Origin of the sequence: Cytobacillus oceanisediminis, assembly GCF_003182355.1 — a bacterium.
Classification (GTDB): domain Bacteria; phylum Bacillota; class Bacilli; order Bacillales; family Cytobacillaceae; genus Cytobacillus; species Cytobacillus oceanisediminis_A.
Genome location: NZ_QGTW01000012.1, coordinates 62,636 through 75,057, shown reverse-complemented (window position 1 = coordinate 75,057; position 12,422 = coordinate 62,636). Strand labels below are relative to the sequence as shown.

Sequence of the window (12,422 nt, the reverse complement as noted above, 5' to 3'; positions counted from 1 at the left end):
TCATCTCCACTTTTTAAAATGAATTTTAATTTAACTAAAAACCTTTAATGTAAATCGTAATAATTACGATAATTTCAGTATATTGTATTTACAAATTAATTACTAATAGGTTAGACTATAAATCGTAATAATTACTATTTGTAAATTGGTGAAAAAATGGATTCTTTGCAAACTTTGTTTAAAACCCTGAAAGTGAATGGCTTCCATCTAAATGAAAAGCGCATTCTTCTTATTACCCTTCTAGAAGATCAGAATAAATTCATCACGGTCCAGAAACTAAAAAATCTAATGCAGAGAAGTTACCCTGATATCAGTTTGGATATGATATACCGATGCCTAAGTATCCTTGAAAGCTTTAAGCTAGTTTATGTAAGGTACAATCACGGGGAAAAGCATTATTTCCTGAGTGGACAATTAACAGGAGATTTGGATATTGCATATTTTTTATGCGAAAAATGCAGCAAAGTTATTGTCCTTCCATATAGTTTTCCCGAAAGTTTACTTGCTGAAAATGTAAATATCCAGCATTGCTGCTTTGAGATCTATGGAACATGCCGCTCATGCAGCTCAGCACTGATTCAAATAGCAGAAAGAAAAAAATCGAATAACCATTCAGGAGATGAGAAAAATTGAAAACAAAGGCTATATTTGTAAGCATTTTATTGATCCTTGGTTCCTTAGTTGCCGGCTGTTCCGGCACATCAAAGGAAACGGTGGCGGGTAAAGATGATATAGTCACCCTAACAGTATTTACAACTATTTTTCCTTTGGAGGATTTCACAAAGAAAATTGGCGGCAAATATGTTGAAGTGAAAAGTGTATACCCGCCTGGCATTGACGCCCATACCTATGAACCTACTACTAAAACAATGACTCAAATCGCAGAAGCTGATCTATTTATATATTCAGGAGCGGGAGTTGAGGGATTCGCTGAAAAGGCAGCTGAAACGCTTAAAAACGAAAAAGTAACTATCTTAAAAGCTGCTGAAGGCATAGAGTTTATAAAGACAGATAAGCAAGATCATGAAGAACACAGGCATGAGGGGGAAGCTACTCAAGAAGAAGAGCATGTCCACGACAGTGAAGTCTCTCACAAGGAGGAGCACAGTCAGGATGATAAGACTAATCATGAAGAAGACCATAGTCACGAGGGAGAACCTTCTCACGAAGAGGAACATGACCATGGAGAAGATAGCCACAATCATGGAGACATAGATCCCCACGTTTGGCTAGATCCTATTCGGTCAACAAACCTGGCTGAAAATATCAAAAACGCACTCATTAAACAAATGCCTCAAAATGAAGAGGAGTTTGAAAAGAACTTTCTGCTTCTAAAAAATGATTTAGAAGCACTCGACAAAAAATATTCTGATACTGTTAAAAATGCTAAAACGAAGTTCATTCTAGTCTCCCATGCAGCATATGGATACTGGGAAGAACGCTATGGAATTGAACAAATTGCCATTTCAGGTTTATCCCCTACTCTGGAGCCTTCACAGAAGGGCCTAGAGAAAATTATTGAAGAATCAAAAGCCCATGATATTCACTATGTAATTTTCGAACAGAATGTTTCACCAAAAGTATCGGAAATGATCCAAAAAGAAATTGGGGCTGATTCTCTGACTCTGCACAATCTTGAAGCAGTAACTGAAGAGGATATAAAAATTGGAAATGATTATTTTAGTATAATGGAAAAGAACTTGGAAGCTATTTATAAAGCCTTAAACTAAAGAAAAAGGAGTAATTATTTCGTTTGAAATAATTACTCCTTTTTCTTTTAAATATTCCTTTAATCAATGAGCCCGTAACAAGAAAAGGGTGAATTCCTTCACAACTTAGATCAAATCAAAAAATTAAAGGCTGGACTTCTAAAGTAGAATTCAGCCTTAATAGTTAGGATATAACCAGATAATACTTCATATTTTCAGCATGATTTATTTTGACAATCTCTGTATAGTCTATCCATCTATAATTTTCTATTTTCTCTTCCAGTTTTTTGTTTATGTCATCTTCAATTTCATGCATCAACTTAACTGTTTCTTCAATTGTCATATTGAAGCGGCTGGCTGCTTGATGGTGGGGTGAATGCTCTTTAAGCAGGCTTAAAAAATGCTCCTTCGTTTCTGATTGCTGTGCCAGCATATCTTCTACACTTTCAATAAATTGATAAACCCTTTTAATAATTCGTGCTTAATTTTTTTATCCCTCATCTTATCCTTTTCCAATAACCGGTCCACTCTTCCGCCTTTGTCTGCAAATTTTTGCTTTCCTGTATAGAACGGATGAGTATCAGAACTTACCTCAACTTTGATTAATGGGTAATTATTTCAATCTCCCCTCTTCTAAAAAACATGACCTCAGCCGGAGAAATATTATAACTTACAGTATTAACAAGGGCATTCATAACCTGAAGATCAGTGAAAAGAGTATCGCTAAAACCACTCTATTTTTCAAAGGTTCCCCCTACTTCCTCTATATTTAAAAAATTTCCTACCTCCCTTTGTACAATATATTTATATCAAAAATTAACATAAATCGAAATTGTTACGATTTACAAATACAATATTACTTTTAACACGCTGATTTGTAAAGATTTCTAATTTAAAATAATTTTTCAATCCTTCTTTTTCAAATCAACATGGTGTAGATTTCATTTTGCATGGTACAATATAGTAACGATGAATGTATGAAGGAGAGTTTTCATGATTTATGGAATTATTATCATTTTAGCTTATTTACTTGGCTCCATTCCTTCCGGTTTAATTGTCGGGAAAGCATTTTATGGAGTGGACATCCGGGAGCATGGAAGCGGTAATTTAGGAGGAACAAATACATTTCGGACACTCGGCGTCAAGGCCGGGATGATCGTAACAATAGCTGACATTTTGAAAGGGACGCTTGCTGCTGCTCTTCCCTTTTTCTTCGGATCGGACATGCATCCGTTAATGGCCGGAGTTTTTGCAGTAGTTGGGCATATGTATCCTCTTTTTGCAGGGTTTCGGGGCGGAAAGGCAGTCGCAACTTCAGGCGGCGTGCTTTTGGCGTATGTACCTTTAATGTTCCTGATTATATTGGGAGTTTTCTTCTTAAGCCTATACATAACGAAGTACGTATCATTATCTTCAATCATGGCTGCAGTTGCCTCGATTATTTACGCGCTGATTGTTTGGGATGTCCCCCTTATTATCGTTGTATCCATCCTTGGCTTCTTTGTCATATATAAACATAGGGCAAATATAAAGCGGATCAGGAACAAGACAGAACCTAAAATTAAATGGCTCGGTTAAAGCAAATCTAAAACAAAAAAAGCAGCAGAATTTTTTCTGCTGCTTTTACTATTCCATTCGTGCAATGCCAAACTCTTTTAAAGCCTGCATAAGATTATTGTACATTTTCACATGATCAAAGCGGATCCCCAACGTGACGATGGAATGTGCCAGCTCGGGCATCATCCCGGTTAAAGACACTTCAACCCCTGTCAGCTCGAGGGCATCAATGATTTTAAACAATTCCTGCGCAACCATCGTATCTACTACCAAAACACCAGATAAATCAACAATTAAGCAATTAACCTCCTTCTGGCTGCTTTCCCTTAAGGAGTGCTCCATAAGTTTTTTTGCCCTGTGTGTATCGATATCACCAATAAGCGGAAGTACAGCCACTCCGTCTGTTATCGTTATAATGGGTGTACTTAATTCATCAATCATTTCCTGCTGAGAACGCATTCGTTTGACTGTATAAGCACTATATGATGCAGAAAATCCTTCTATTATTCCATCCAGGGTAGTATCTACCTTCCTTCCCAGCTTTATTGCTTCTGCAATCTCCATTTTATTTTCCAGAAAAAACCGCTCAAGGCAATCCCAGAGTACATCTCGAAAAACATTAAATTGTGAAATGGATCTGGTAAGGCCGATGTCAATTCTTGCCCTTCTTTCACCTGCTTCACTGCTCCACGTTTCCAGGTTCTTATCATGCTCTAGGGAAAGACTATTTGCAATGACTCTAATAAGTTCATGGTTGGAATCAATAAGCTCTTTTACAATTTTTTGCGGCATATGATTGGAATAGATGGATGAGTCATCCTCCCCCCGCCTTACAGATAGCCATTTTTCAGTGATCGTATCGCTATTTTCAAGAAGATAGTTTTTTAGTTGTTCATTTGCTGTCATTCTATTTGCTCCTTCAAAGCCGTATCGTTTTGTTGATTCTGAGTTTTCAATAACACTATACTAGTTATATAGGCCTGTCTCTTATCATCAAACATAATTTGAGGCCTGCGATTTTTATTTATTTTTTATACATAAATAAACATAATCTGATATCTTTCGCCATACATTAGTTTATGGCTGTTAAATCACTTTTTACTTACCACAAAATGATATTTGTAAACTTTAATTTCAGCCAAAACACTTTTATAGTTAGGGTGGTTAAGAAATGTATTTAACAAAAAGTTTATTGGAAAAAATGCCTTTTCCCTATTTTTTAATAAATGGAAATTACGAGATTTTGTCTGCTTCCTTAAGTGAAGATGATAAGTGGACAGGCCTATTATTTACAAACTTTTTGGCATCTGAAGAAATTGGCAGCTTTAAAGTTGAATTAAACAGGAATGGATATACAGTATTAAAATTAAAACTAGGTGATAGGTATTTGCCTCATCGAATTTATCTGTTAGAGGAAGAAGAAAACCGCCATCATTTATTCTGTTTTCCTCTATCAATAGAAGACCAGGAATTTAAGCAAACGGCTGATCGTGTCGAAAAGAAGCTGCTGCAATTTAATCTTCAACTGTTGGAAAAAAAGAAGTACTTTGAAAAAACAGCAAAAGAAATTCATGAAGCTTCACTCGCATCTGATTATATGGCCAACGTTGGGCAGCTTGCCGCTGGCATTGCACATGAGATCAGAAATCCCTTAACGACTGTAAAAGGTTTTATTCAGCTCTTAAAACCATATTTAAAAGAGATCGGCAAAGAGCAATATGCTGAAATTGCATTAGAAGAGATTAATCGTGCGAATGATATTATCTACGAATTTTTAAATGCCGCTAAGCCGCCGGAGAAGAAGAGAACGGAAATATCCCTCAATAAACTTATCAAAGAAATGACGATATTATTTGAAAGCGAAGCACATCTCCATAATATTGATCTTTCCATACAACCCAGCGATTTCAATCCCTCAGTTTTTGGTGATAACAAACAGATTAAACAGGTATTGGTGAACATTTTAAAAAACGCATTAGAAGCACTTCAAAATGTTAACAGGTCAGATGCCAGGATCCGACTATCAGCTGAAACAAAAAAAGCAAAAGCCTATATAATTGTCGAGGATAACGGTTCGGGAATGTCACAGGAGACTATTGACCAATTATTTGTCCCATTTTATACAACAAAAGAAAATGGAACAGGCATTGGCCTGTCGATTTGCAAAAAAATAATAGAGGAACATGGCGGCAACATAATCCTCTATTCTCAGCCTGGTGATGGAACAGTATTTAAGATCGAGCTTCCACTATTTTCAAACAAGAAAAATATATGAACTTTTGTTCGTGAATTTGTCAAAAGATAAAAAAAAATTCCCTTCTGTTAGATAGTAAACTAATAGTAGAACAAGAATTGTTTTAGTGGAAGGTGGGTCAATTGAAAAATACAGAAATGCTAAAAGAGCAAAGCTATATCTTCACCACTTCTGTCACCGAAGCATCCCCAAAAGTGGATTTCTTAGTTGAACTTTTTGAATTTTGTCCTGATATGGACTGTGATGGGTTACCATTAATAGTTTTGAAAGGCTTTGATGAACTGATTGATTTCATTGAAGAAATGGAGATGAATTAAAAGAAGCGATGCCATTCGGCATCGCTTTTGCTGTTTGAAAACCGCAACTCATCATTTTTCGCTATGTTAAATCGTACAGGCATGTTTAATAGCGCTAAATTTTTAATAACTGAAAGCGGCCTCTTCCAAAGACATCTTCTACATATTCCAGCTTGGTGCTATCAAAATGAACATAGTCACGCTCATGGATAAGCACATCGATCCCCTCTATCTCCAGCACTTTATCTTAACTTAACGGCTGCTCTTCCAGAGACAGCTTTAATTGAGGACCGCCTCAACCAATACCCATTGAAAGCCGGACATACAATTGTTCCGCAGGCTTGTCTTTCTTTTCATTTTCAATGGCATTGGAAATCACATTAATTGCATTGGCAGTCATTTTAAACATCTGATTCACCTCTTTTAAGATATTTTTCTTTCTTTTACCCCTGATTGAGTAAAAGAAACGACAAAAACCGCCATAAAAAATTAAATTTTAAAAATATAAGGAAAAATGTATAAATTTATATTATATTAAATTTAAGCCTATTCATATATTTTTATGCCTATACGTTAAGGGGAATACTTTATGAAAATAAAAAAAGCGTTATTGTTTTCCACACTTTTTTGCTCAGCATTAGTATTACTTTCATTCTTTTTGATTTTTAAAATGTATACGGAAAATAAAGCTTCTGCTGCAGTCAAAAAACCCGCTCAATTTCATTTCCAGGCTCGGGAATCTGTTTTGTTAAGCAAACAGCTAACAGAGGAGGCAATTTTGGGGGCCATTGGCGATATTCTCATCCATGACCGGGTGTATAATGACGCAAAAACACAAGCCAGCTACGACTTCAAGCCAATGTTCGAACATATAAAACCTATACTGGGAGAGCCTGACCTTCTACTTGCCAATCAAGAAACAATTTTGGGCGGAACGGCCATTGGTGTTTCCAGTTACCCGATGTTCAATAGTCCACAGGAAGTGGGAGATGCCCTAATTGATGCGGGGATTGATATTGTTTCAACAGCAAATAATCACTCACTGGATAAAGGAGAAAAAGGCCTGAAAGCTTCACTGGACTATATGGATCAAATTGGATTGCCCCATGTGGGAACAAGCAGGTCTGCAAACGAGCGGCAAACATTAAAAATCATGAATATAAACGGCATTAAGGCCGCTTATCTATCATATACCTATGGTACAAATGGCATTCCTGTCCCCAAAGGAAAAGATTATCTTGTTAATTTAATTGATAAACCTTTCATGCAGGAGGAAATTCATCGAGCTAAAAATGAAGCAGACATCGTTGTCATGAGCCTGCATTGGGGAAATGAATACCAGCTTCAGCCTACGGATGAACAAAAGGAGCTGGCGAAGTATCTTGTTGATGAAGGTGTTGATATTATATTTGGCCACCACCCGCATGTACTCCAGCCCATGGAATGGATTGAAGCTAAAGATGGACGAAAATCCCTCGTCGTATATTCCCTTGGCAATTTCCTGTCAGGCCAAATGCGTGATTATAAAGATATTGGCGGCCTGGCAACAGTGCATATAACTAAATATATTGACCAAAAGGGCGTCAAAATCAAACTTTCCAATCCAAGTTTCTTTCCAACCTATGTGAGCAATAAACAGCAAAAAAATTATCGAATCGTCCCTTTAAAAGAAGCTGGCAGCTATGGAATGAAAAATGCGGAATCCAAGTACAACGAAATTCAGGAACATATGCTTGGAAAGCTGGACTAAAGCGCCTTAACCTGGCGCTTTTTAATGTAAGAAAAATGGTGAAATAATAGTCAGGTAAAAGGGGTGATGATGATGGACGTCTCTCATGCGAAGAAAAAAGATTTTCTCTATTTACAGCTGAGCATTTTTCTGGCTGTTCTTCTGCTTTTTCAATTTAAACTTTTTATTTTTGCTTTTATCCTGACTTTTGCACTCATTCTTTTTTTAGTTTTTACTTCCCGGCAAGAGCGTGTATTTTCCTGGACCATTGCCGCTTATTTGGCCGGCAATCTAATATTTTTGTATGGAGACAGGCTGCTTGATGAACTGCCTTTTCACACTTATATATTATTGATCCTTAACCGTGTTTTGTTAATAATACCTATCCTGCTTATTATATATGTTAGTAAGAAATTTAATAAGTCAGCAAATCACTATTGGCAAAAACCTAGCTGGGAAACCCGAATTTATTTTCCGTTTATATGGAGAGGGTTTCATTCGCTTTCAATTAAAGGATTTTTGATTATAGCTTTGATTATCAATAGCGTTATTTTATCCCCTGCCATTTTTTCAGCTGATATTCCTTTTGGAAATGATTTTTTTGTTTTCCTGATTGGCTTTTCAGCTGTAAATGCAATTATGGAAGAAGTTTTATGGAGGGGAATTTTATTAACTAGAATGGCAGACCTAGCAGGAGAAAAAGCCGCTGTCATTTTCTCCGGAATTTCTTTTGGATTTTCCCATTTGATGCTTGGTTACTCTCTTGCTGTATGTCTCTTATTTGCCATAGGAGGAGTATTCTATGGAGCCATAACGGTCAAATCGGGCAGCATGATCCCTGCTATACTTTGGCATAGCGCAATCAACGTATTAATGATCCTTAGCGGCTCCATCCCATTTTCAGTATAAAAAAGGAGTCCGTGCAGTTTTCTATGCAAGGACTCCTTTTTTATCTTAGTGTGCTCCTCCGAAAATCGTTTCCTGCAGAAAAACCATTCCTACAGAAAGCAAAACCAACACCGCCATCAACGGGACAAAAAGATTTTTATTTTTATGAAAAACAGAAACGAGGATAAAATACAAAAGGGCAGAAACTGCTATAAAGCTCCCTGCTTCGATTAGTTTTTTTGCACCGCTGGTTTGGATAAACATCTGCAGGGCAATCCCTGCAAACAAAATGGCACCCAAAATATTAAAAAACCGATAGGAAGTCATCTTATCACCTCTTTAAAGAATTTAATAAATGGCAATGAAACCTGGATTGACTGTTTCAAATTGGATCATTCGCACTTAAATAAAATCTAGCCTATAATATAACTATCACCCAAGAGGAGGAGTTTCAAAATGAAAATACATATTAACGATCAGGCTGCCGCATGGTATCAAGAAGAAATGCTCTTGAACAAGGGTGACTATGTCCGCTTTTTTGCAAGATACGGTGGCTGCAGCACCGTCCAGCAGGGATTTTCACTGGGTGTCTCCAACGAACAGCCCCACAATGCAGGTGTACACACTGAAAAAGACGGAATCACTTATTTTATAGAAGAAAAAGACCTTTGGTATTTCGATAATCATGATCTATTCGTAGAATTTAATGAAAAAGCGAAGGAACCTGAATTTAAATACGATAAGTAATGACGGAAGCAGACCAGGTCTGCTTCTATTTTTTGTTTTAATCAAGGATGTTTTTTCAGCATGTCGCCTCGTCATTTCCAAATTCCTTAAATCGTTTTAAATGATCCATGAGCTGTTCCTTCTTTAAAATTTCTGCTTGCCTTTCACCGACTAAATCAAAGTGTGAGTAGCCATCTTTTCGGAGGTCGATCCATTCTGGCTTAAGGCCATGTTTTTCTCCCCATTCGATCAATTTCTTCAAATCAGAACAGCCGACCTTTGTGACTGTTTTACATCCAGGGAAGCGATCATCAATCCAATAATGGGTTAGGAAGGCAATTTCTCCCTGGTCTATTTTCATTTTCCATTCACAAAGCTCTTTTTTTCGAAGGCCGAAAGCCATGTCATTCTCCATCCTTTACATAAACAGCAATCCAAATTATCTTATAGCCTCTTCTGGCTGCTTTTTAGCTTTTTCGTATGCTTCGTGCCAGTCCGGATACTTCTTTTTGATTGATATCGGGCGGAAGGAATCCTTTTTGACGCATACATGCTTCGAAGAGCCAGTGACAGCAAGCTCTCCCCCGTCATTAAAAATTTCATAGCCATAGCTGACACGGAAGCCGTCATATTCTTCAATCCATGTCTTAATTGTAGCTATTTGTCCATAACGGAGCGGCTTTTTGTAGGATGCCTGAATATCCAGAACTGGAGAGATGATTCCATCCTGTTCCATTTCGGCATAACTGAATCCCAGGTCTTTAATGATCTGGGTCCGCCCGAGCTCCATCCAAATCAGGTAGTTCGCATGATAAACGACGCCCATCTGGTCTGTTTCTGCATATCTGACTTCCACTTCTTTTGTTGATATTAACATTGCTAGTCCCCTTTTCTCATCTTATTTAAAGCTGTCTCGAAGTCCTCTCTCTCCAGTATGCTAACCTGCTCATGATCTTGATCGATGCTCAGTTCTGAAACAATTCTCATGGCCTGTGCCTGGATCGCTTCATCCGCAAGGTTTGCAGCAAAACGGCCGTTCCCATTAATCGTTATTTCAGATAAGGTAGTCACCAGATAATCCTTTGCCCGCTCCGTTAGCCTGTATTTGTACTGGTTAGCGTAAGATACGATGATTTCCAAAAGCTCACCGGTTGAATAATCATTGAAATGAAAGAATTTTTTAAACCGGGATTTTAACCCTGGATTGCTATTCAGCAGCCCTTCCATTTCATTTGGATATCCTGCTAATACAACGACAAGGTTTTCGTTATGTTTTGTCATTTCATCCACTAATGTATCAATGACTTCTTTCCCGAAATCACCTGAAGTTTGGGATAATAGCGAGTAGGCTTCATCTATAAAGAGAACGCCGCCTAAAGCTTCTCTTATCTTTTTCTTTGTTTTTATCGCTGTTTGGCCGACATAGCCAGCCACAAAATCTGCCCGGCTAGCAACCATTAGATGCCCTCTTTTCAGAAAGCCGCAATCCTTCAGCAGTTCTGCATATATTTTTGCAACTGTTGTTTTACCCGTCCCTGGATTCCCTGTAAATACAGAATGCAGTTGAATCGGTACGACAGGCAGTCCTTTCTCGCGACGTATCTGCTGCATTTTTACAAAAGAAACAAGATTCTTAACCTCTGCTTTAACCGTTTCGAGGCCAATTAATTGATCAAGCTGCTCACGAGGATCCATTTGTTGTTCCTCATCTTCGCTTTCAAAATCTTCTTTCTCCAGAAGTGTATATGCCAAGATGTTTTGATCGGTTTTTGATTGGGATCCTTTTTTAAAAATGGCATCCAAAACTATATTTCTGACAGTCCGGGCATTGCCAAACGTGTCATCCACCCGCTCTTTTTCAATCCGTTTGCCAAGCTCTATTTTTGCACCTTCTGTCAGAACATAGTCATTATCAGCGGCAAGCTTTTCTGCAATCAAGAGAAGCTCCTCATTTGAATAATCAGGCAGTGCAATAAAGTTTGATTCCGGAAAACGGCTACGCAAACCGGGATTGCTGTCCAGAAATTGCCTCATTTCTTCAGGATAGCCGGCCATAATAACCGCGAATTTGCCTCCGTACTCATTCCCTGTCATGAGAGAAACGAGTGTATCGATTGCGGTTTGCCCGTAGTCGCTTCCAGTCTGTCCCTCCCGTTTTAAACTATAGGCTTCATCGATAAACAGAACCCCTCCAATTGCTTTTTCAACTGCAGACCTGACATTTTCTTCTGTTTGACCGACAAATCCTCCCACTAGCTGTGAGCGGTCAGCCTCGATTACCTCTTCACGCGGCAGTACACCAAGACTGTGGTAAATTTTAGCCAGAAGCCGTGCAATCGTTGTTTTACCTGTTCCCGGATTGCCGGTCAATATCATATTAAGGCTAAGTTCATCTCTAGTCTGAAAACCAAGTGATTTCCGTTCATTTTGATATTTTAAGAAACGGTAAAAGTCATGGAACCTGGTCTTAACCGTCTTTAACCCAACCATTTCATTTAACTCATCCAGTGGATCCTTTTCTGAATCCATTTCATCTTCATCAGCTTCAAAAACTTCTTTCCATTCTTCCTGTAGCTGTTTAATCTCCATAAGGTGCTTCTTCATATCTGTGTAGTAAGTAGAAGTATGAAATACACCGGAGATGGATTGCTCATATTCTTCTGAAGCCCTTAAGAGCAAAGCTGTTTCTTCAATTGCTTTTTCCAGGATTGCAGAAAGTTTGTGATACTCAGGACCCTGATAAGCTTTAATTTTCTTATTGAGATCATCCAGCTCATCATCAGCCTTATTTATAAAACTGCGGCAGATTTCGATAAACTGTTCTGCCGTTTTCTTTTTTGCAGCCCTGTTGTCCGTTTCTCGGATCGGAGGAAAAGTCAGTCCCTCCAGAACATTTGACTTGTTTTTCCATTCTGATTTTCCCAATTGGGCAGCAGCCTTAAGATTTTCAGGATCCAGATCAACTGCCTTTTGAAGCCACGCAGTCCCTAGATTATCGTCAGTAAATTTATGGCATCTTGAAAGACCTGCTAATGTTAATAATTCAGAAAGGAGCTTAGGCTCTTTCTCTTCATTCAAGTTTTTAATAAAATAAAGCAAATCTGCTTCATTCTGTATGTATCCTTTATAATCAAGTTCATTTTTCCATTCCTGAACCTGCTCATCGGCTGTTTTTTGCTGTCTATACTGTTGTGCCACTATTCATCACTTCTCTTCTTAGTTTCCACAACTTATCTTACCATATTTCTTCTATATTCTATAAG

Annotated in this window: 14 protein-coding genes and 1 pseudogene; 8 read left to right on the top strand and 7 right to left on the bottom strand. The window is 37.9% G+C overall.

Going from position 1 to position 12,422, the window contains the following annotated elements:
• Window positions 1–156 precede the first annotated feature (156 nt).
• Both DFO73_RS20160 and DFO73_RS20155 read left to right on the top strand, forming a co-directional pair.
• Entirely contained in the window at window positions 157–633 is a 477-nt protein-coding gene (locus tag DFO73_RS20160) for a Fur family transcriptional regulator (RefSeq protein ID WP_110066494.1), read from the top strand.
• On the top strand, window positions 630–1,730 hold the full coding sequence (locus DFO73_RS20155; RefSeq protein ID WP_110066493.1) for a metal ABC transporter solute-binding protein, Zn/Mn family: 1,101 nt from the start codon (window positions 630–632) through the stop codon (window positions 1,728–1,730). Before DFO73_RS20160 ends, DFO73_RS20155 begins: the two co-directional genes overlap by 4 nt.
• Window positions 1,731–1,893: 163 nt before the next feature.
• On the opposite strand, the gene DFO73_RS20150 is transcribed toward DFO73_RS20155, so the two are convergent.
• Entirely contained in the window at window positions 1,894–2,142 is a 249-nt protein-coding gene (locus tag DFO73_RS20150; RefSeq protein WP_110066492.1) for a hypothetical protein, read from the bottom strand.
• Between the two features lie 5 nt (window positions 2,143–2,147).
• Window positions 2,148–2,327: pseudogene (rpmE, locus tag DFO73_RS20145) on the bottom strand (50S ribosomal protein L31); the annotation flags it as partial.
• Window positions 2,328–2,702: 375 nt separating this feature from the next.
• Between rpmE and plsY the strand changes: the two are divergent.
• Window positions 2,703–3,287, top strand: coding sequence for a glycerol-3-phosphate 1-O-acyltransferase PlsY (gene plsY, locus DFO73_RS20140; RefSeq protein WP_110066490.1), 585 nt, complete (start codon window positions 2,703–2,705; stop codon window positions 3,285–3,287).
• Between the two features lie 48 nt (window positions 3,288–3,335).
• On the opposite strand, the gene DFO73_RS20135 is transcribed toward plsY, so the two are convergent.
• Window positions 3,336–4,172: an STAS domain-containing protein gene (locus DFO73_RS20135; protein WP_110066489.1), complete on the bottom strand. Its 837-nt coding sequence runs from the start codon at window positions 4,170–4,172 to the stop codon at window positions 3,336–3,338.
• Between the two features lie 265 nt (window positions 4,173–4,437).
• Here DFO73_RS20135 and DFO73_RS20130 point away from each other — a divergent pair, with 265 nt between their 5' ends.
• The 4 genes from DFO73_RS20130 to DFO73_RS20115 all read left to right on the top strand — a co-directional run bounded on the left by DFO73_RS20130 (window position 4,438) and on the right by DFO73_RS20115 (window position 8,454).
• Window positions 4,438–5,541: a sensor histidine kinase gene (locus DFO73_RS20130; RefSeq protein ID WP_110066488.1), complete on the top strand. Its 1,104-nt coding sequence runs from the start codon at window positions 4,438–4,440 to the stop codon at window positions 5,539–5,541.
• 101 nt (window positions 5,542–5,642) lie between these two features.
• Window positions 5,643–5,837 (top strand): hypothetical protein, encoded by a 195-nt coding sequence (locus DFO73_RS20125; RefSeq protein ID WP_110066487.1) that lies wholly within the window; start codon window positions 5,643–5,645, stop codon window positions 5,835–5,837.
• A 568-nt stretch (window positions 5,838–6,405) separates the two neighbouring features.
• Window positions 6,406–7,566 carry a CapA family protein gene (locus DFO73_RS20120; protein WP_110066486.1) on the top strand — a complete coding sequence of 387 codons (1,161 nt, stop codon included), beginning with the start codon at window positions 6,406–6,408 and terminating at the stop codon, window positions 7,564–7,566.
• A gap of 72 nt (window positions 7,567–7,638) precedes the next feature.
• On the top strand, window positions 7,639–8,454 hold the full coding sequence (locus DFO73_RS20115) for a CPBP family intramembrane glutamic endopeptidase (protein ID WP_181396070.1): 816 nt from the start codon (window positions 7,639–7,641) through the stop codon (window positions 8,452–8,454).
• 45 nt (window positions 8,455–8,499) lie between these two features.
• Here DFO73_RS20115 and DFO73_RS20110 read toward each other — a convergent pair whose 3' ends face one another.
• A complete protein-coding gene (locus tag DFO73_RS20110; RefSeq protein ID WP_110066484.1) occupies window positions 8,500–8,760 on the bottom strand; it encodes a hypothetical protein in 261 nt (86 codons plus the stop codon).
• Window positions 8,761–8,889: 129 nt separating this feature from the next.
• Between DFO73_RS20110 and DFO73_RS20105 the strand changes: the two genes are divergently transcribed.
• On the top strand, window positions 8,890–9,180 hold the full coding sequence (locus DFO73_RS20105) for a HesB/YadR/YfhF family protein (protein WP_110066483.1): 291 nt from the start codon (window positions 8,890–8,892) through the stop codon (window positions 9,178–9,180).
• A gap of 55 nt (window positions 9,181–9,235) precedes the next feature.
• Here DFO73_RS20105 and DFO73_RS20100 read toward each other — a convergent pair whose 3' ends face one another.
• The 3 genes from DFO73_RS20100 to DFO73_RS20090 are packed head-to-tail and all read right to left on the bottom strand — an operon-like array spanning window position 9,236 to window position 12,357.
• Entirely contained in the window at window positions 9,236–9,562 is a 327-nt protein-coding gene (locus tag DFO73_RS20100) for a hypothetical protein (RefSeq protein WP_110066482.1), read from the bottom strand.
• A 36-nt stretch (window positions 9,563–9,598) separates the two neighbouring features.
• Window positions 9,599–10,036 carry an acyl-CoA thioesterase gene (locus tag DFO73_RS20095; RefSeq protein ID WP_110066481.1) on the bottom strand — a complete coding sequence of 146 codons (438 nt, stop codon included), beginning with the start codon at window positions 10,034–10,036 and terminating at the stop codon, window positions 9,599–9,601.
• A gap of 2 nt (window positions 10,037–10,038) precedes the next feature.
• Window positions 10,039–12,357 (bottom strand): AAA family ATPase, encoded by a 2,319-nt coding sequence (locus DFO73_RS20090; RefSeq protein WP_110066480.1) that lies wholly within the window; start codon window positions 12,355–12,357, stop codon window positions 10,039–10,041.
• Window positions 12,358–12,422 lie beyond the last annotated feature (65 nt).